This window comes from Noviherbaspirillum sp., assembly GCF_035254685.1.
Classification (GTDB): Bacteria; Pseudomonadota; Gammaproteobacteria; order Burkholderiales; family Burkholderiaceae_D; genus Noviherbaspirillum.
In genome coordinates, this window is sequence record NZ_DATFAI010000025.1 from 142,835 (window position 1) to 163,115 (window position 20,281).

16 protein-coding genes are annotated in these 20,281 nt (G+C 61.4%); 11 read left to right on the top strand and 5 right to left on the bottom strand.

The genetic code is table 11. The features are described from left to right. Position 1: 1 nt before the first annotated feature. Entirely contained in the window at positions 2–1,375 is a 1,374-nt protein-coding gene (locus tag VJ698_RS12560) for a TldD/PmbA family protein (protein WP_324103195.1), read from the top strand. After that, entirely contained in the window at positions 1,372–2,697 is a 1,326-nt protein-coding gene (locus VJ698_RS12565; protein ID WP_324103107.1) for a TldD/PmbA family protein, read from the top strand. Before VJ698_RS12560 ends, VJ698_RS12565 begins: the two co-directional genes overlap by 4 nt. Positions 2,698–2,706: 9 nt before the next feature. Here the strand turns inward: VJ698_RS12565 and VJ698_RS12570 are convergent, their stop codons facing one another. Genes VJ698_RS12570 through VJ698_RS12580 form a run of 3 tightly spaced genes read right to left on the bottom strand, consistent with a single transcriptional unit; the run spans position 2,707 to position 6,292 of the window. Further along, on the bottom strand, positions 2,707–4,362 hold the full coding sequence (locus VJ698_RS12570; protein ID WP_324103108.1) for a CHASE2 domain-containing protein: 1,656 nt from the start codon (positions 4,360–4,362) through the stop codon (positions 2,707–2,709). Then, positions 4,362–5,924: a M48 family metallopeptidase gene (locus tag VJ698_RS12575; RefSeq protein WP_324103109.1), complete on the bottom strand. Its 1,563-nt coding sequence runs from the start codon at positions 5,922–5,924 to the stop codon at positions 4,362–4,364. The genes VJ698_RS12570 and VJ698_RS12575 overlap by 1 nt, the downstream gene beginning before the upstream one ends. Then, positions 5,921–6,292, bottom strand: coding sequence for a hypothetical protein (locus tag VJ698_RS12580; protein ID WP_324103110.1), 372 nt, complete (start codon positions 6,290–6,292; stop codon positions 5,921–5,923). The genes VJ698_RS12575 and VJ698_RS12580 overlap by 4 nt, the downstream gene beginning before the upstream one ends. Before the next feature lie 130 nt (positions 6,293–6,422). On the opposite strand from VJ698_RS12580, the gene VJ698_RS12585 reads away from it, so the two are divergent. Next, positions 6,423–7,076, top strand: coding sequence for an adenylate/guanylate cyclase domain-containing protein (locus VJ698_RS12585; protein WP_324103111.1), 654 nt, complete (start codon positions 6,423–6,425; stop codon positions 7,074–7,076). 57 nt (positions 7,077–7,133) lie between these two features. On the opposite strand, the gene VJ698_RS12590 is transcribed toward VJ698_RS12585, so the two are convergent. Both VJ698_RS12590 and VJ698_RS12595 read right to left on the bottom strand, forming a co-directional pair. Continuing rightward, positions 7,134–8,372, bottom strand: a complete 1,239-nt coding sequence (locus tag VJ698_RS12590) for a CaiB/BaiF CoA-transferase family protein (RefSeq protein ID WP_324103112.1) — start codon at positions 8,370–8,372, stop codon at positions 7,134–7,136. Beyond that, the gene (locus VJ698_RS12595) at positions 8,354–11,002 is read right to left on the bottom strand and encodes a sensor domain-containing protein (protein ID WP_324103113.1); all 2,649 of its coding nucleotides are present in this window, start codon (positions 11,000–11,002) and stop codon (positions 8,354–8,356) included. Before VJ698_RS12595 ends, VJ698_RS12590 begins: the two co-directional genes overlap by 19 nt. A gap of 124 nt (positions 11,003–11,126) precedes the next feature. Between VJ698_RS12595 and ugpQ the strand changes: the two genes are divergently transcribed. The 8 genes from ugpQ to VJ698_RS12635 all read left to right on the top strand — a co-directional run bounded on the left by ugpQ (position 11,127) and on the right by VJ698_RS12635 (position 20,166). Then, positions 11,127–11,897, top strand: coding sequence for a glycerophosphodiester phosphodiesterase (gene ugpQ / locus VJ698_RS12600; protein WP_324103114.1), 771 nt, complete (start codon positions 11,127–11,129; stop codon positions 11,895–11,897). 116 nt (positions 11,898–12,013) lie between these two features. Next, positions 12,014–12,601: a hypothetical protein gene (locus VJ698_RS12605; RefSeq protein ID WP_324103115.1), complete on the top strand. Its 588-nt coding sequence runs from the start codon at positions 12,014–12,016 to the stop codon at positions 12,599–12,601. 147 nt (positions 12,602–12,748) lie between these two features. Next, positions 12,749–15,370, top strand: coding sequence for an alanine--tRNA ligase (gene alaS, locus VJ698_RS12610; RefSeq protein WP_324103116.1), 2,622 nt, complete (start codon positions 12,749–12,751; stop codon positions 15,368–15,370). Further along, positions 15,367–15,891 (top strand): NUDIX domain-containing protein, encoded by a 525-nt coding sequence (locus VJ698_RS12615; RefSeq protein ID WP_324103117.1) that lies wholly within the window; start codon positions 15,367–15,369, stop codon positions 15,889–15,891. The genes alaS and VJ698_RS12615 overlap by 4 nt, the downstream gene beginning before the upstream one ends. A 92-nt stretch (positions 15,892–15,983) precedes the next feature. Beyond that, entirely contained in the window at positions 15,984–16,211 is a 228-nt protein-coding gene (locus tag VJ698_RS12620) for a sulfurtransferase TusA family protein (RefSeq protein WP_324103118.1), read from the top strand. A gap of 294 nt (positions 16,212–16,505) precedes the next feature. After that, positions 16,506–17,255, top strand: coding sequence for an electron transfer flavoprotein subunit beta/FixA family protein (locus tag VJ698_RS12625; protein WP_324103119.1), 750 nt, complete (start codon positions 16,506–16,508; stop codon positions 17,253–17,255). A gap of 24 nt (positions 17,256–17,279) precedes the next feature. Next, positions 17,280–18,209: an electron transfer flavoprotein subunit alpha/FixB family protein gene (locus VJ698_RS12630; RefSeq protein WP_324103120.1), complete on the top strand. Its 930-nt coding sequence runs from the start codon at positions 17,280–17,282 to the stop codon at positions 18,207–18,209. 166 nt (positions 18,210–18,375) lie between these two features. Then, on the top strand, positions 18,376–20,166 hold the full coding sequence (locus VJ698_RS12635) for an acyl-CoA dehydrogenase (protein ID WP_324103121.1): 1,791 nt from the start codon (positions 18,376–18,378) through the stop codon (positions 20,164–20,166). The last annotated feature ends 115 nt before the right edge of the window (positions 20,167–20,281 follow it).

Below are 20,281 nucleotides of genomic sequence, written 5' to 3' on the forward strand. Positions count from 1 at the left end.
CATGGTGGAGGAAAGCAGCGAGCACCTGATGGTGCGGCAGGATGTGCTGCAACCGCTGGCCACGCGCATTGATCGGGGCGCGATGGTGACCGTCGTGCATCGCGGCGGATATGGCTATGCGGCCACCAGCGACCTGAGCGCGGCCGGCGTGAAGGCCGCACTCGACCGTGCGCGCCACTGGGCCGAGGCGAGCGCCGGGCGTTCGGTCATCGACTATTCGCGCATTGTCATGCCGACACCGCAGGGGCATTATGCCGGCCCTGGAACGGGCGGCGAAACGCCGCTTTCGCGCAAGGACCTGATCGACCTGCTGATGCGCGAATCGCAGAACTGCCGCATCGACGAGCGCATCGTCGATTGGCATGCGTCGTTGTGGCGCGTGGCGACTTCGCAGCTTTACCTGACGGCCGATGGCGCGCAGGCATCCCAGGAATTCCGTTACGTCGTGCCCAACCTGCAGGTCACCGCGCATGACGGCGCCGACACACAGACACGCAGCCTCGGCGGCCAGTACAACGGCTACTGCCGGCAGGGCGGGCTGGAGATCCTCGAACATGCACGCTTCGATGGCGCCGGCAGGCGAGTGGCGCAAGAGGCGCTGGAATTGCTCACCGCGCCGAACTGCCCGAGCGACACCATGGATCTGTTGCTGATGCCGGAACAGATGATGCTGCAGATTCACGAATCGATCGGCCATCCGCTCGAACTCGATCGCATTCTCGGCGACGAGCGCAACTTCGCCGGCACCAGCTTCGTTACGCCCGACATGTTCGGCCACTATCGCTATGGCTCGGAACTGCTGAACGTTACCTACGACCCCGAGCGACCGGAGCAGTACGCGAGCTACCGCTGGGACGACGAGGGTAGTTCCGCCGAACGCGCTTGTCTGATCCGCAACGGCATCCTCGAACGTCCGCTCGGCGGCGCGATCTCGCAGGCGCGTGCCGGCATGCAAGGCGTTGCCAATGCGCGCGCCTGCAGCTGGAACCGTCCGCCGATTGACCGCATGGCCAACCTGAACATCGAACCGGGCGAGACCAGCCTCGACGACATGATCCGTTCCGTCGAACGTGGCGTACTGATGGACACCAATGTGTCATGGTCCATCGACGATTCGCGCAACAAGTTCCAGTTCGGCTGCGAGCTTGGCCGCCTGATCGAAGACGGCGAGCTCAAGGGCGTCGTCAAGAATCCGAATTACCGCGGCGTCTCGGCCACCTTCTGGCGCTCACTGAAAGCCGTCGGCGACCACAGCACCTTCAGCGTGATGGGCACACCCTTCTGCGGCAAGGGCGAGCCCTCGCAGGTGATCCGCGTCGGCCATGCTTCGCCCGCCTGCCTGTTCGGCGATGTCGATGTGTTCGGAGGCGAATGATGCAAGCGTATTTTGATGAACTCGCTGCCTTCCTCGGCACCTGCCTGCGCGGCACGGAGCAGTACAAGTGCTGGCTCGCGGCAGAGGAATCGGATTTCGTGCGTTTCAACCGCAGCGCGATCCGTCAGCCAGGCCATGTGCGGCAGATCCACCTGTCGCTCAGCCTGATCGATGGCTTGCGGCACGCGAAAGCGACCATCACGCTGGCCGGCGACATGTATGCCGATCGCACGCAACTTGCCGACGCCGTGAGCCGTTTGCGCGAACAATTGCGCGACCTGCCGGAAGATCCGCACCTGCTGTACGCCACCGACGTGCATTCGACGCAGCACATCATCGCTTCGCGCCTGCCGAAGAGCAGTGCCATCGTCGACGAAGTGCTTGCCGCGGCGCAGGGCCACGACCTCGTCGGCATCCTCGCCGCGGGCCCGGTCTTTCGCGGCTTCGCCAATTCCTTCGGTCAGCGCAACTGGCACGAGACGGCGAGCTTCAATCTCGACTGGAGCCTTTACCATGCGCGCGACAAGGCCGTGAAAACGACCTATGCGGGATTCGACTGGGACAGCGCCGCCTTCGCGGCCAGGTTCGCCAATGCCGTCGAACAGCTCAAGATCCTGCAGCGCGAACCGGTCAGCATCCATCCCGGGGAATACCGGGCCTACCTCACGCCCACGGCGCTGGGCGAGATCGTTGGCATGCTGAACTGGGACGGCGTGTCAGAGAAGGCACTGCGCACGCGTCAGAGCCCCTTGCGGCGTATGCGTGATGAAGGCGTGCGGCTGAGCGATGCGGTGAGCCTGGCGGAAGATACGGCAGGAGGGCTGGCGCCGGCATTCCAGGAAGATGGGTTCATCAAGCCGCCGAGTGTGCCATTGATCGAGCAGGGGCGCCTGGTCGGCAGCCTTGTGTCGCCGCGCACTGCGAAGGAGTATGGCATTGCCACGAACGGCGCTGGTGCGGGCGAGGGAATGTCTTCCACGACGCTTGCTGGCGGTACATTACCGATGTCGGACGTGCTCGCCGAACTCGATACCGGCATTTTTGTCAGCAACCTGTGGTACCTGAATTTCTCCGATCGCGCGAATGGCCGGCTGACTGGCATGACCCGCTTTGCCACCTTCTGGGTGGAAGGCGGCCGGATCAAGGCGCCGCTGAATGTAATGCGCTTTGACGACTCCCTGTTCCAGTTGCTTGGCGAAAGACTGCTTGGCTTGACTCGTGAGCGCGAAATGCTGATTGATACTGATACCTACGGCGCGCGCAGTACGGCAAGCGTCTTGCTGCCCGGTGCACTGGTCGGAGACATGGAGTTCGTTCGTTAGTGCAGAAACTTAGTCATCCTTGCTTTCACCATTCAACCAGAACCGCAATTCGCGCACAGGATCCGGGCGCAGGCAGGCGTCGATGAATACGGCAGCGTGCCGTGCAAGAAAATTGCCGCGATCCAGGAAATCGACCCCAAGCGGGAACAGGAAATATTCGATCACCGCTAGCGGGCCGACCTGGAAATACCGGTCGCCGAGCAAGAACACCAGCAGCATGCCGACAGCGAACAGCGTGAGCGCGAGCAGTGCCCGCAGCGCACGCTGCTTCACCGGCGGTGCGTTCGGATCCTCGCGGAACGGCCATCGGCCGAGGCCGAGGGCGAGCAGCGGCAAGATCACGAGTGCGCGCAGCCCGACAACGACAACACGGACCAGCCACGGCATGGTGTTCAACCGGGGCCGATGCAGGAAGCGGGCAAGACCAACATCGATCGAGCGTGTCAGGCTCGGTTTTGTCCGAGCGGGCACTTGCCCCGGGACTCCAGGCCGCTTTGTCCCCCAGGTAAAGCAATGCCAGAACACGCTGCCGGCTGCGATCAGCGTCAGCACGCTCAAAGTAAAAAGGCTGACCGGGGACCTGAGGTTCTGAAGATCGAAATCGCCGCTGCGCCGGTATTTGCCATTCAGTGAGATCAGGTTGTCCAAGGCAATCGCGTGGGCATGTACACCGAGCAGATCCTGTCCGAGCGGTGAAACCAGGCGATCGCCATTACTCTGAAAGCCGGTGCCGAATAGCACGATTTTCCCCTCGATCGCGTCTTTGCGTTCCGCTTCGCTCATCCCCACGCCGGAAAGTGCGCGGATCGACAGCTGGCGATTGTAGGGGCAGATCGGCAGCGGTGGCCCGCCGCGCAGCCAGTTACGGACAAAGAGGGGCAGCAGCGGTACGGTATCGAACAGTCCGATGTGGTTGACGCACGCCCTTTCCAGCACGCCTTCCTTGTTCTCGCGCAGATGCAGCACCGGATTGAGCGGATGGCCGTTGACCGGCCACAGGAGAGCCATGGCCTCTTTCCCGACTTTCGGGCAGGACTTCTCGATATCGCAAGCGAGCGCGTAGGCGGCCGAACGCAGGCCTGGCTTGAGCGGATATTCCCAGACTGAATGATCGAAGTGGTCATCGAGCAGGTTGGGAGCAACGAACTCGAAGCAGGGTCGACCGCCTGCATCCGGCTCGGCCAGTTGTCGCAGCGTGCGCGACGCGGGTTGCTGTTCGCCGAGCGAGGCGATATACACCGGAACTCCGGCATCGCGCGCGGCGCAGGCGGCGCTCCGGAATCGTTCGACCAGATGCGCGGGGCGGTCGTCGAGGAACAGGATGTCGATGAACACCGCTTTCGGCTTGAACCTGACGAGCTTGTCGATCAGCCGCTGGTAGTAATCCATCGGTACTGGCCAGTTCAGTCCGAGGTACTCGAGGTCCAGATCGTCGATGGCCAGCACCGTGACCTTGTCGCGACCGGTTGTCGGATAGGCGCTGGTCAACAATGGCAGGTACGCGCTCGCCGCCATGCGCTTGGCCGCCTCGGCGGCCGGCAGGCCGTTGGTGGCCACCGCCAGCGCAAGGCCGACCAGGATCGACATTGCCACGGTCAACAGGGCGCGCCGAAATACCGAGTAACGCTCATAAGGATGGCGTCGTTCCTGTTGTGCAGCCATCATTAACGTTTGGCGACCTGCTGGCAGCGTTCGCGATAAGTCACGTGGATAGCGTTACAGGTCACCAACTCCTGCTGCAATTCCTCCTTGAAACCGAGCTCCGCGTAGATCTCGACCAGCAACGGCGTCAGTGCCGGCGCATCCTTGAAGCGCTCGCGTGCTTCCTTGACGATCTGCAGCGCCTGAGGGCGATGGCCTTGCTTTGCTTCGGAACGGATCGCCGCGGCGTAGGGCTTCCATGAGGGCTCGGCCGCGTGGTAACTCTTGACCAGCTGGGCGTTTGATTCCTTGCGCCCCAGGAATTCCATGGCCCGATAGAGCTCGAAGTTGGGCATCGCCTGCGTGGCGCCCGCCGCGTTTGCCTTGGTGACCGGAAGCAGGAGCTTGTACGCATCCTCATAACGGCCTTGCTCCAGGTCGGTTATTGCGGCGAATGTAGCGGCGTACGCATCCAGCACCGACTTGACTGCCTTGTCCGTGATCACCTTGCCATAGGCTTCCTTGCCGATGACTACACGCGGCCAGTCCGCATGGTGTTTGTCGCGGTAGGCCGTGAACTCTTCCTTGCGTTTTTCGCCGTTCTCGTGCTGGCTCGCGAGCGACTCCTTCAGCGCCTCGCCGCTGTTTTTGAGCCCGAGTTTCAGCGCGCCATCGATGCTGCCGCTGTTGACCAGGGTCTGCATCTCCGCCTGGACCTGCGCTTCCTTCTCTTTGCGACGTTCTTCCTGTTGTTTGTCCCAGGCTTCGACATGGCCGAGGAAGTTCCACATGCCCGTGGCCGAATAACCTGCCTTGCGCAGCAAGTCGGTACCGAGCCGATCGGCATCCATCTCCTGGCTGCGTGTCCACGCCGGCAGCATCACCTTGTCGGTCAGATCGATAAGCAACTGCATGCGCGCGAGCGACTTCCGCTGACCCGGGGTGAGGGCGGCGCTGGCACCCTGCAAATCGTCGAGTTTGTTCTTCAGATCCGCGCCGACGCCGAATGCGAATTGCAGCTGCTTTTGCACGCTGCTGAACAAGGTGCTGTCGTGATGATGCATCAGCACATGGCTTAGCTCATGCGCGATCAAGGCAGCCAGTTCATCCTCGCTTTCGATGGTCTTGATCCAGGCGACCGACACGAACAGGTTGCCGTCCGGTGTGGAAGTCGATGCCAGTTCGCTGGTCGCAAGCAGGTATACGTTACCCGGCAGACCGGAGACGCCGGAAACGTCCTTCAGGCGCGCGTAGATGCCGTTCGCATAGTCCTGGAAGGTCTTGATGGGCACCAGTCCGAAGTTTTCCAGACGATACGATTCGATATCGCGTTCCACGCCGATGGCTTGGTTTGAGGGCGTGTAAGGTCCTTGCTTGAGGGTCTCCAGCAAGGGCTTGTCGGACGAGCCGTCGAACAGACCACCAACGCTCTGGCCGATTCCCGAAAACAGGGACGAGATTCCGCCACTCTGGTTGGCGTCCTTTTGCTCTTCGGCTTGTGCCAGCGCGTTGCCGTGGAGCCCGATCAGTGCTGCGGCGAGCGCCGTGGCGAGGGCGGTAGACCGCATCCAGTTGACTCGTTTCATTTATTCTTCATCCCCACGCAGTGCTCGTTGGCGCCGCGTCCAGCGCCAACGCTGATATTGGCGGAAACGACATTGCAATTGGCCTGGATCGCCTGCTTGTAATTGAAATCCTCGATCGCCACCCAATAATCCTCGCCGCCGTGCTTGATGCGCACCATGCCTGTCGGTGTCTCTTCCCATACCTTCAGCGGGAAGGCGAGTTCGGCAACCGGCAGTTTTTTCCCTTTTTGGCGGCCGTCGGAATCGACGTAGGTAGTGACAGCACTCTGTTTTCCCGCAGGACCTGCTAATTCTTTGGGGCCGGACTGAGCGAAAACGGAGGGAAGGCAGCAAATGACCAGTGCAACTAGAGCGACAAGCGATTTCATGGTGGATGAAATTTTGTTGATGTACGGAAATGTTCTAGACTAGGCATCAATGCAAAGCCGAGCAATCCCACATTCATGGGATGCCGTCTGTCATGACCGTGAATGCATGAGGATGAACTCAGGGAATTCGATGACCATAAAGCCCACCCACCCCGATAACTCGCGCTCGACCCTGGAACGTATCCTCGATGGGTGTCGACTCTCGCCGGAAAGCCTCGCCGAAGCGACGCACGAAATCGAGCAGATCTTTGCGGAAGACCGTGCAGTGCTGGTGATGGATATGAGCGGCTTTTCACGCACGACCGTGCATCACGGCATCGTCGCGTCGCTGGCGATGATTCATCAGGTCAGATCGATTGCACGACCGTGTATCGAGGGCAGTGGCGGAGTGCTGGTGAAGGCGGAGGCGGATAACCTGTTCTGTCTGTTCGATACGCCGGCGCTGGCGCTGGGCGCGGCCGATGAAGTGATTCGCAGGCTCGGCGTCGCCAATGCGACCATCCCCGAGGATCGGCGGCTCTATGTCTCGATCGGCATCGGTTTCGGGCGTATTCTCAATATCGCCAACGAGGACCTGTTCGGCCATGAGGTCAACCTCGCGAGCAAGCTGGGCGAAGACATCGGCAAGCGGAACGAGGTCCTGCTCACTGCAGCCGCGCGCTGCTCGCTGACGCGGGAAGCGCTTGGACTGCGGGAAGAGGCAGTGGAAATTTCCGGCTTGATCGTACCGTACTTCGTGGTCGAGAAACTGGACCTAGGATACGGCGACGCGGCCTGTGCCTAAGAACGGCAGAGCATTTTCGCGGCACTCCACCTGCGTCCCGGATGACGTCCGGTTTTGCTAGACAACACCCTTTGTCCTGAGTGCCGCGATCTGCTCCTCGCTCTGCCCAAGCACATCGCGCAGGATCTCCTGCGTATGCTGCCCCAGCATCGGCGGCGGCATGTCATAGCGCGGCGGTGTCTGCGACATCTTGACCGGACTGCCGACCAGCTTTACACCAGCGCCCGTCGGATGCGGCAGGTCAATGCGCATACCGCGCGCCTGCACCTGCGGATTCTCGAACACTTCGTCCAGCTTGTTGATCGGCCCACAGGGCACGCCGGCGGCTTCCAGCGCATCGATCCATTGCTGCTTGGTCTTCGTCTTCACCATCTCCGCAAGAATGGGCACCAGCGTGTCGCGATGTTGCACCCGCATCGGATTCGTGGCGAAGCGTTCATCGACTGCCAGTTCCGGACGCCCGCCGGCTTCCACGAAGCGGCGGTATTGCCCGTCATTGCCGACCGCGACGATGATGTGCCCGTCAGACGTGGCGAAGGTCTGGTAGGGAACGATGTTCGGATGCGCATTTCCCCAGCGCTTGGGTGGATTACCGCTGGCAAGGTAATTGGTGTTCATGTTGGCCAGCATGGCAACCTGCACGTCGAGCAGGGCCATGTCGATGTACTGGCCTTCGCCGGTTCGGTCGCGATGCGCCAGCGCGCTCAGCACTGCGATGGTGGCATACATGCCGGTCATCAGGTCGGCGATCGCGACGCCGGCCTTCTGCGGGCCGCCGCCGGGCAGGTCGTCACGCTCGCCGGTGATCGACATGAAACCGCCCATGCCCTGGATGATGAAGTCGTAGCCGGGGCGCTGCGCATACGGGCCATCCTGGCCGAAGCCGGTGATGGAGCAGTAGATGATGTCGGGTTTCTCGCGCCTGAGCGATTCGTAGTCAAGGCCATACTTCTTCAATTGTCCGACCTTGTAGTTCTCCAGCACCACGTCGGCCTGTTGCGCCAGCTTGCGCACGAGGTCTTGTCCTTCGGGACTGGCGATGTCGATGGTGATGGAGCGCTTGCCGCGGTTGGCGGCGAGGTAGTAGGCGGCCTCGCTGGTGTCGCGGCCTTCTGCATCCTTCAGGTAGGGCGGCCCCCAGTGGCGGGTGTCGTCGCCGGCGCCGGGGCGCTCGACCTTGATGACATCGGCGCCCATGTCGGCCAGGTTTTGCGCGCACCATGGTCCCGCCAGCACGCGGGTAAGGTCGAGTACGCGGATATGTCCAAGTGCTTTCTTCAGTGACGAACCAGCCATGTTTCGAATTGTTCTGCAGTCAAGGGTTGAGTATAGAAAAACCCCTGCGCGATATGACAGCCATGCTCGCGCAGGTAGGCGATCTGCTGCGGCGTCTCGACGCCTTCGGCCACCACATCCAGCCCGAGCGGCTGCGCCATCGAAATGATGGCTTCGGTGACGGCCCGATCGTTTCCCTCGGCCGGCAGGCCGCGGACGAGACTGCTGTCGATTTTAACCTTATGCACCGGATAGCGCCGGAGGTAGGTCATGTTCGAGTAGCCCGTGCCGAAATCATCGATGCTCAACCTGATCTGCATGTCGCCCACGCTGCTCAACATCGACGATGCCATCGTATTGTGCTGCATGACCGTGCTTTCCTTGATCTCCCATTCCAGCCGCTCGCCGCTCACACCCGTCCTGTCAAGCGCATCTTCCAGCACCGGCAGCAGCGCGCGGTCCATCAGCTGGCTTGCCGAGAGGTTGATGGCGAGCGTGAAGCTGTCCAGCCCACGCGCGAGCCAGGCATTCAGCTGCTCGCAGGCGTCGTTCATCACCCATGTACTGATGTCGTGGATCAGGCCGGCCTGTTCCGCGAGAGGCAGGAAATGGGCGGGCAGCAGAATCCCGTGCTGCGGATGGCGCCAGCGCAGCAGGGCTTCCACGCAGCGCACCTTGCCGGTGCGCAGGTCGACCTGCGGATGATAGAAATGCTGCAGTTCACCTTGGTCGATGGCGCGCCGCAGTTCATGTTCCAGTGCGGTGCGGTTGGCAGCGACCTCATTCAGCCGTGGCGCGAACATCTGGTATTGGTCGCGGCCCGCCGACTTTGCGTGGTACATCGCGATGTCCGCTTTTTTCATGAGGGTGTCAATGTCGGTGCCGTCGGCAGGATAGAGCGCGATGCCGACACTCGCGGATATCCGCAGCTCGTGCCCCTGCAGCGAGAAAGGCCCGCGCATGGTCTCGACAATCTGCATGGCGATGTCGTCGGCGATGCGCATGTCGCTCAGGTTGCGAGCGAGCAGCATGAATTCGTCGCCGCCCAGTCGCACCAGTATGTCGTTCTTGCGCACCACGTTCTTCAGGCGCATCGCCGCTGCCTTGAGCAGTTCGTCGCCCAGGGCATGGCCGAGCGAATCATTGACGTTCTTGAAGCCGTCGATGTCAATGAAAAATGCCGCCAGCGAATTCGCCTTGCCCGCTACGTCCGGGAAAAATTCCGCTGCCTGATCGAACAGGTAATGCCGATTGGGCAGGCCCGTCAGGCTGTCGTGATGGGCGAGGTGGCGCAGCTGCGCCTCCGTCTTGCCGCGCGCCACTTCATTGAAGACCAGCGTGATCAGGCCGGCGACGTTGTTGGCGAATTCGGCTTCATCCTTGCGCCATTGGCGCGGCTGCTGGAAATGGTCCAGGATCAGCACGCCGCTGACCGTGTCGCCGCGCCGGACCGGCACCATCATGGTCGCCTTGATCGCCGCTGAATGGAAGTATTCGCAATAAATCGCCGCGCGAGGATCCTGGTCTACATCGGCAATCACTAGCTGCCGCTCGTTGCGCATAACCCGCTGCAGCATCGCATTGAAACTTTCCGCGAGACTTGGATCGGGTGATTCGTCGACGTAGTTCTGGCGGATATCGTCGTAGGCCATCATGCATTGCGGCGTCGCGGCACCGCCATCCAGTTCCCAGTAGGCGCAGCGATGTGCGCCGAGAGCCTTGGCCGATGCCTTCAGGATAACGGTCAGTGCAGAGGACAGGTTGGCATGCGGCCGCTGCGCCATGCGGAACAGGCGATTGAGATAGTGCAGCATGCGCTTTTTATCCGCAGCGCTGCGCTGCTGCTGCCGGACCTGCTCGGTGGCGTCGCGTGCAGTGAGAAGGATACCTTCGACGTCCTCGTTTCCCTGCAACTTGCGCGCGTGGCCGGCAATGTGCCGCCATGCGCCATCCGGCTGCCTGATGCGGAACATGAACGGAAACTGCGCGGCCGTTTCGCTGGAGGAAGCCTTTTCCATGGTCGCGTCCAGCCGCTGCCTGTCATCGGGATGCACCAGGTCGCGCAGTGGCTCATCAAGCTGGCCGGCGACGTTGCTGAATGCAGGATTGGCGAACACAAGCTTCGTCTCGCTGTCGCAGACACAGACCAGGTCAGGCATCTGCTCGATGATGGAACGCAGGTATCCGGTCTCTTCGATCCCGGCAAACGCCTCGGCTTTCTTCAGCGGCTTCAGCACCCAGATCGTGCAGCGCGCATCGGTCAGGGTATCGATGCGGTTCTCGATCAACTGGAACTCCAGTGGCGAGCCGTTCTTCCCGATCAGCGTGATGTGCGCGCCGGCGTCAGGGATGCGCTGCTCGCCGGGATGTGAAGCATCATTGCCAGTCGGGAATAGCGATTCGACCGGCCTCCCTGCGAGCTCGCTTTCATCGAATCCGAGCTGCTGCGCAAGTTGTGCGTTCAGATGGATGATGATGCCTTCTCGCACGAACAGCAGCCCCGTGTCGGCTCCGCCAAACAGGTCCGAAAGCGCATGCCATTCCTCGGGGAAAATGAAGGTCGCCGAGTCGAACGGTGCAGGATAAGAGGGCGAAGAAGGCGAATAGGGCGCGGATTGAGGGGGCGCAGGTCGCGGGCTGTCTGTGGGCATGGGCGCGCATGGCGGTGGATCCAGCCCCAGCCGGCACGGCACAGGCCAAACCGTTTCGCCTTTGATTAACGATTGGCATTAGACTACGTGTCGTTCAGGATCATTCCAAGAGAAAGATCAAACCATGTGGTTTTATCCGAAAATCATTGCCCATCGCGGCGGCGGCACGCTCGCTCCCGAGAACACGCTGGCAGGCATGCGCTGCGGGCTCGCCCATGGATTTCACGCCGTCGAGTTCGATGTCATGTTGTCGTCCGACGGCATTCCAGTTCTGATGCACGACCCGGAGTTCGGCCGCACCGTGCGCGGCAATGGCAAGGTCAGCGAGACCACCGCACGGCAGCTGGCAGCGATGGATGCGGGTTCATGGCGGGATGCGAGGTTTGCCGGCGAGCCGGTGCCCACGTATGAAGAAGTGGCGGATTTCTGCAAGTCAAACGGCATCTGGATGAATGTCGAGATTAAGCCCGCGCCCGGCTTCGAGGTGGAGACCGGACGCGTCGTTGCCGAGTGGACCCGACGCCTGTTCGCCGGCGAGATCGCGGCCTGCATACCAGGCGTCAACGACGCGACCGTGCCGCTGTTTTCCTCCTTCTCGTTCGACGCGCTTATGGCAGCAAAGACGGCGGCGCCGGAGATTCCACGCGGTTACCTGGTCGATGTCGTGCCGCCCGATTGGCGCGAGAAACTGCGCGCGCTGGATGCCGTCGCGCTGCATACCAACCACAAGAACCTGACGCCCGGCCTTGCCAGCACGATCAGGCAGGAGGGCTTCGGGCTGTTTTGCTACACCGTCAACACACCGGAGCGGGCGCGCGAAATCCTGGCGTGGGGCGTGGACGCCTTCTGCACTGATCGCGTCGATCTGATCGGTCCCGGCTTCGCAGGCAACTGACTCGCTTACGCCCGGTTACAAAGCTTACAGTTCGCTTGTCGTCGTCGCCCGCTTTCCTTTCGTTGAAGGCCTCATGGGAATGTCGCCCATGACCTCTTCAACGAAAGGAAGGCAACATGACAAAAACATCAATCATCACAGCTCTTCTGGCTACGCTGCTCGCCGCACCGGTATTTGCACAGAATGCCGCCACCACGGTGCAGCGCGACGTCAACCAGCAGCAGCGAATCGAAAAGGGCTTGCAATCCGGCCAGCTGAACACGCGCGAAGCGGCGCGTCTGGAGCGGGAAGAATCGCAGGTCGACCGCGCCGAAGCCAAGGCCTTGCGCGACGGCAGCATGAGCGCCGCGGAAAAGCGCAACATCACCCGCCTGCAGAACCAGGCAAGCCGCGACATCGCCGCAGAACGTCATGACGCGCAGACAGGCAACCCGGATGCCGCCTCGAGCAAGCGCATGCAGGCTGACGTGCAGCGCAATGTCAACCAGCAACAGCGCGTCGAAAACGGCATCAAGGACGGTTCCCTGACCAACCACGAAGTAGCCAGGATGGAACGCGGCCAGTCAAAGGTGAACCGCAAGGAATTCCGTAGCGGACGCGACGGCCATGTCGGCGCTTTCGAGCAGGCGAAGGTGCAACGCAGCGAAAACCATCAGTCACGCCGCATTTTCCGCCAGCGGCATGATGGCCAGAGGCGCGGGTGACCGGTTGTCAATGAGATCCTGATGTCTTTGCAGGCCCGCCGGATTGCCCCGGCGGGCCTGTTTTCATTCTGCGAAGGGCGCTCATCGAAGAGGGGATATCACGTATAATCAACGGTTTGCAACGCATTCCCTTCTTTTTCGCCAAACATGAACTCGTCTGAAATCCGCGACAAATTCCTGAAGTATTTCGAATCCAAGGGCCACACCATCGTCCGCTCGTCCAGCCTCGTGCCGGGCAACGACCCGACGCTGTTGTTCACCAACTCCGGCATGGTGCAGTTCAAGGACGTGTTCCTCGGCCAGGACAAGCGCGCCTACACCCGCGCCACCACGGCACAGCGCAGCGTGCGCGCCGGCGGCAAGCACAACGACCTGGAAAACGTCGGCTACACCGCGCGCCACCACACCTTCTTCGAAATGCTGGGCAATTTCTCGTTCGGCGATTACTTCAAGCGCGATGCGATCCACTACGCATGGGAATTGCTGACCAGTGTCTACAGCCTGCCGGCGGAAAAGCTGTGGGTCACGGTCTACCAGGAAGACGACGAGGCGTATGACATCTGGGCCAAGGAAGTCGGCGTGCCGGCCGATCGTATCGTGCGCATCGGCGACAACAAGGGCGCGCGTTATGCGTCCGACAACTTCTGGCAGATGGCCGACACCGGCCCTTGCGGTCCGTGCTCGGAAATCTTCTACGACCACGGCCCGGAAATCTGGGGCGGCCCCCCGGGATCGGCGGAAGAGGACGGCGACCGCTACATCGAAATCTGGAACCTGGTGTTCATGCAGTTCAACCGCGACGAGGCCGGCGTCATGCATCCGCTGCCGCGGCCCTGCGTCGACACCGGCATGGGACTGGAGCGCATTGCGGCCGTGCTGCAGCATGTCCACTCCAACTACGAGATCGACCTGTTCCAGAACCTGATCACGGCCGCCGCACGCGAAACCAACACCAGCGACCTCACCAACAATTCTCTGAAGGTGATCGCCGACCACATCCGCGCCTGCTCCTTCCTGATCGTCGACGGCGTCATCCCCGGCAATGAAGGCCGCGGCTACGTGCTGCGCCGTATTATCCGTCGCGCCTTGCGCCACGGCTACAAGCTGGGCCAGACCAAGCCCTTCTTCTACAAGCTGGTCAAGGACCTCGTGAAGGAAATGGGCGCTGCCTATCCGGAACTGCCCGCGGTGCAGTCGCGTGTCGAGCAGGTGCTCAAGCAGGAAGAAGAGCGCTTCGGCGAAACGCTGGAGCACGGCATGAAGATCCTCGAAGCCGCGCTGGCGAAGGATTCGAAGCGCCTCGACGGCGAAACCGCCTTCACGCTGTACGACACCTACGGCTTCCCGCTCGACCTGACCGCCGACATCTGCCGCGAACGCAACGTCGAACTCGACCAGGCCGGCTTCGAAGCCGCGATGGAGCGCCAGAAGCAGCAGGCGCGCGCCGCGGGCAAGTTCAAGATGGCGGCTGGCGTCGAATACAGCGGCGAGAAGACCAGGTTCGTCGGCTATGAAGCGCTGTCACATGAAAGCAAGGTGGTCGCACTCTACGTCGACGGCACCGCAGTGCATGAAGTCAATGCCGGCCAGCATGCGATCGTGGTGCTCGATACCACGCCGTTCTATGCGGAATCCGGTGGCCAGGTGGGCGACTCCGGCGTGCTCGAATCGGTGTACGGCGACCAGGTCGTCACCTTTGAAGTGAAAGACACGCAAAAGATCCAGGCCGACGTGTTCGGCCACCACGGCGTGCTGGTGCAGGGCCGCCTGTTGGTCGGCGACACGCTCAACGCCAAGGTCAACACCCGCCAGCGCGCGCAGACCATGCGCAACCACTCGGCCACCCACCTGATGCACAAGGCCTTGCGCGAAGTGCTCGGCGGCCATGTGGCGCAGAAGGGCTCGCTGGTCGATCCGGAGAAAACCCGTTTCGACTTCAGCCACAACGCACCGCTGAGCGCCGATGAAATCCGCCGCGTCGAGGAAATCGTCAACCGTGAAATTCTCGCCAACGAAGCCACGCAGGCGCAGGTGATGACCTACGACGACGCCATCAAGTACGGCGCGATGGCCCTGTTCGGCGAGAAGTACGGCGACGAAGTGCGGGTACTCGGCATCGGCACCTCGAAGGAACTGTGCGGCGGCACGCACGTGACGCGCACCGGTGATATCGGCCTGTTCAAGGTCGTGTCGGAAGGCGGCGTCGCTGCAGGCATCCGCCGCATTGAGGCAGTGACCGGCGAAGCGGCGCTCGCATTTGTGCAAAACCTCGCCGCGCGCGTCAACGAAGCCGCGGGCACGCTCAAGGTGCAGCCGGAAGAACTGACGCAGCGCATCGTGCAGGTGCAGGACCAGGTCAAGTCGCTGGAGAAGGAACTCTCCGCGCTGAAGTCGAAACTGGCGTCCAGCCAGGGCGACGAGCTGGTCGCCAAGGCGGTCGACGTCAACGGCATCAAGGTGCTGGCTGCAACATTGAACGGCGCCGACGTGCCGGCCCTGCGCGAAACGGTGGACAAGCTGAAGGACAAGCTGCAGACAGCCGCTATCGTGCTGGCGGCCGTTGCGGACGGCAAGGTCAGCCTGATCGCCGGCGTGACGAAGGATGCGACGGCGAAGGTGAAGGCCGGTGAACTGGTCAATTTCGTGGCGCAGCAGGTCGGCGGCAAGGGCGGCGGACGTCCCGACATGGCGCAAGCCGGCGGCACCGACCCGAGCGGCCTGTCCAAGGCGCTGGAAGGCGTCACCGACTGGGTCCGCCAACGCGCATGACGACTTACCGGTACTGTCCGATGTGCGCCGCGCCTCTCATCGAGCGCGCGGACACGGGCGAGGGCGGCAAGGTTCGCCTCGCCTGCCCCGACGGGCATTGGACGCACTGGGACAATCCGCTACCGGTCCTCGCCGCGCTGGTCGAGGTCGAGGGCCGTATCCTGCTGGCGCGCAATGCCGCCTGGCCGGAAAAGATGTTCGCGCTGGTCACCGGCTTCATGGAGCGCGGCGAGACGCCGGAGCAGGGAGTGATGCGCGAACTGAAGGAAGAAACCAATCTCGACGCCGACGAACTCTCGCTGATCGGCATTTACGAATTCATTCGCAAGAATGAACTCATCATCGCCTACCACGTGAAGGCGTCCGGTGAAATCCGCCTCTCCGAAGAACTGGTTGAGTACAGGCTGGTGGCGCCGGAAAAGCTACGGCCCTGGCGCGCCGGAACCGGCTATGCGGTGGCCGACTGGATGCGCGCGCGCGGCCTGCATGTCGAATTCATCGACCTCCCCACGACTTCTTGAACGCTTTCCCCACGTTACTTGTTGCGTCGCACAAAATCGGACGCATTTGCGGTAGAATTCCTGCATCTCAGCCATTTTGTTGACCGACAATCATGGAATTCCATAAAGACCTCGATGCGCGCGGCCTGAATTGCCCGTTGCCGATCCTGAAGGCAAAAAAGGCGCTGGCAGAAATGGCAAGCGGCGAAATACTGCGTGTGACTGCGACGGATCCCGGCTCGGTGCGCGATTTCCAGGCCTTTGCCAGACAGACAGGCAACGTGCTCGTTGGACAAAGCGAGAACAACAAGGAATTCACTTTCTTCATGAAGCGCAAGTAGTGCGCCTAATTCGCAGATTAAACCGATAGCTTGAGATGACTTGATTTGCCGCACGACGCAGTGCGGCAATTTCTTTACTCTCCCTTGCGGAACGGGCGCCTGATTCACCAGCGCTGCAAGCCTTCCGCAAAACAATCCTGGATCAGCTTTTTTGGATTTTTGATGCGATTTAGTGCATACTCTCTACCAATTAATAGAACGGTCGTGCTAAATTTCCGCATGCTGTCTGGATCTCTTCTATAATCACAGTTTGGTTTACGTTAACGTCAATTGTTTCTCTACAAAGGCAAAGCTATGAAAGTTTTGGTTCCAGTCAAACGCGTGGTGGACTTCAATGTCAAAGTCCGCGTGAAGTCCGACGGCTCGGGCGTCGATACGGCCAATGTCAAGATGTCGATGAACCCGTTCGATGAAATCGGCGTCGAGGAAGCCACCCGCCTCAAGGAAGCCGGCAAAGCCACCGAAGTCGTCGCCGTATCCTGCGGCGTGACCCAGTCCCAGGAAACTCTGCGCACCGCCATGGCCATTGGCGCCGACCGCGGCATCCTGGTCGAGACCGATGCCGAACTGCAGCCGCTGGCCGTTGCCAAACTGCTCAAGGCCGTGGTCGACAAGGAACAACCCCAGCTGATCATCCTCGGCAAGCAAGCCATTGACGACGACTGCAACCAGACCGGCCAGATGCTCGCCGCCCTGCTGGGCTGGCCGCAAGCCACCTTTGCCTCCAAGATCGTGATCGATGGCGACAAGGCGCAAGTCACACGTGAAGTCGACGGTGGCCTCGAAAACCTGTCGCTCACGCTGCCGGCCATCGTCACCACCGACCTGCGCCTGAACGAGCCGCGCTACGTTACGCTGCCCAACATCATGAAGGCCAAGAAGAAGCCGCTCGAAACCGTCAAGCCGGCCGACCTGGGTGTGGACGTGACCCCGCGCGTGAAGACCCTGAAAGTGACCGAGCCGCCCAAGCGTTCCGCCGGCATCGTCGTCCCGGACGTCGCCACGCTGGTCAGCAAGCTCAAGAACGAAGCCAAAGTCATCTAACCATTTTCAGATCAGGAATCCATCATGACAGCACTCGTCATTGCTGAACACGACAATGCTTCGTTGAAAGGAAGCACCCTCAATACCGTCACCGCTGCCGTCCAGTGCGGCGGCGACGTGCACGTGCTGGTTGCCGGCGGCAACTGCGGCGCAGCGGCCGAAGCCGCATCGAAGATCGCCGGCGTCGCCAAGGTGCTGGTCGCCGATGCGCCGCACCTCGCCAACGGCCTGGCCGAAAACGTCGCCGAGCAGGTCATTGCATTGGCTGGCAATTACTCGCACATCCTCGCTCCCGCCACCGCCTACGGCAAGAACATTGCACCGCGCGTCGCAGCCCGCCTGGATGTTGGCCAGATCTCCGAAATCACCAAGGTCGACAGCCCCGACACCTTCGAGCGTCCGATCTACGCCGGCAATGCAATCGCGACCGTGCAATCGTCCGACCCGGTGAAAGTGATCACCGTGCGCACCACCGGCTTTGACGCCGCTGCCACCAACGGCAATGCCGCCGTGGAGCAGATCACTGCCGTTGCCGATACCGGAAAGGTGGCGTTCCTCTCGCGCGAACTGGCCAAGTCCGACCGTCCTGAACTGACCGCTGCCAAGGTGGTGGTGTCCGGCGGCCGCGGCATGGGCTCCGGCGAAAACTTCAAGATCCTCGAGCCGCTGGCCGACAAGCTGAATGCGGCCATGGGCGCATCGCGCGCTGCCGTGGACGCAGGCTTCGTGCCGAACGACTGGCAGGTGGGCCAGACCGGCAAGATCGTGGCACCGCAGCTGTACATCGCCGTCGGTATCTCGGGCGCGATCCAGCACCTGGCCGGCATGAAGGATTCGAAGACGATCGTGGCGATCAACAAGGATCCGGAAGCGCCGATCTTCTCGGTGGCTGACTACGGCATCGTGGGCGATCTGTTCGAGATCGTGCCGCAGCTCGTGGCGGAACTCGGTTAAGCAGGAAAGAAGCAGGAAAGAAGGGCGACTCAACGCCCCTACGAAGAACAATAATTGAAACTACCGGGCAGGATCTGCCGGGTTTGTCGCGGAGTTGACAGGATTTTTTCCGGCACTTCGTAATAATGCCCGCAGTCCTGCCTATTTTTTTGTTTTGGAGCCTTACATGAGCTACGTCGCCCCGTTGAAAGACATGCTGTTCGTGTTGAACGAACTTGCAGGTCTCGCCCAAGTGAATGCATTGCCCGGCTGCGAAGACGCCAGCCCTGAAACCGTCGAAGCGGTGCTGGAAGAAAACGCGAAATTCTGTGGCGAAGTGATTGCGCCGCTCAATGTCACGGGAGACAAGGAGCCCAGCTTCTGGCACGACGGCGACAAGGTCACCACCACCAAGGGTTTCAAGGAAGCCTTCAAGTCCTTCGGCGAAGCTGGCTGGCAGGGCGTGCAGCACCCGGTCGAATTTGGCGGTCAGGGCCTGCCGAAGCTCGTGGCGACTCCCTGCATCGAAATGCTCAATGCTGCGAACCTGTCCTTCGCGCTGTGCCCGCTGCTCACCGACGGCGCCATCGAAGCACTGATGACGGCCGGTAGCGACGAGCAGAAGGACATTTATCTCGCCAACTTGATTTCCGGCAAATGGACCGGCACCATGAACCTGACTGAGCCGCAGGCCGGTTCTGATCTGGCGCTGGTGCGCACTCGTGCAGTGCCGCAAGGCGATGGCACCTACAAGATTTCCGGCACTAAGATTTTCATCACCTATGGCGAGCACGACATGGCGGAGAATATCGTCCACCTCGTGCTGGCGCGCACCCCGGACGCACCGGAAGGCGTAAAGGGCATTTCGCTGTTTATCGTGCCGAAATTCCTGGTCAATGCCGACGGCTCGCTCGGCGCGCGCAATGATGTGCACTGCGTCTCGATCGAGCACAAGCTTGGCATCAAGGCCAGCCCGACTGCAGTGCTGCAGTTCGGCGACCATGGCGGCGCGATCGGAACCTTGGTCGGCGAGGAAAACCGCGGCCTCGAATACATGTTCATCATGATGAATGCCGCGCGCTTCGCCGTCGGCATGCAGGGTATCGGTGTCTCCGAGCGTGCCTATCAGAAGGCGGTGCAGTACGCGCGCGATCGCATCCAGTCGCGTGATCTCGCCGGATCGAGCGGCCCAGTCGCGATCATCCATCATCCGGACGTGCGTCGCATGCTCATGTCAATGCGCGCCCATACGGAAGCAGCCCGCGCACTGTCCTACGTGACGGCCGCTGCGCATGACGTGGCGCACCACCACGCCGATGAGGCGACACGCAAGGCCAATCAGGCGTTCTACGAATTCATGGTGCCGGTCGTCAAGGGCTGGTCCACTGAAATGTCGATCGAGGTGGCATCGAACGGTGTGCAAGTCCATGGCGGCATGGGCTTCATCGAGGAAACCGGCGCTGCGCAGTACTATCGTGATGCGCGCATCCTGACCATTTACGAAGGCACAACGGCAATTCAGGCGAACGATCTCGTCGGCCGCAAGACGGTGCGCGATGGCGGCGCCACTGCGAAAGCCATCATTTCGCAAGTGCGCAGGACGGAAGAGGAACTGGCTTCCGGTTCCGCCGACCTGCAGGCAATCCGCAAGCAGCTCGCTGCCGGCTCGAAGGCGCTGGAAGAGGTCGTCAATCATGTCGTCGGCAACATGAAGTCCGACATCAAGGGCGTGTTTGCAGGCAGCGTGCCGTACCTCAAGCTCGCTGGCGTGGTGCTCGGAGGATGGCAGATGGCGCGTGCGGCCCTGATTGCCGAAGACAAGCTCAAGGCAAATGACGGCGACGCGAAGTTCTACCAGGCGAAGATTGCGACCGCGCGCTTTTTTGCGGACCACATCCTGTCGCAAGCCGCCTGCTATCGCGCCGCGATCATCGAGGGCAGCGCAGGTGTTCTGGCGCTTGCGGAAGACCAGTTCTAACGTTTTTGTCGCAGTCATGAAGGCAGCCTGTTGGCTGCCTTTTTTTATTCCGGAAGCGAACTCTCGGCGTATTTTTCGATCTGCCGTATATAAATCGATAACGTGTGGTTTCTGG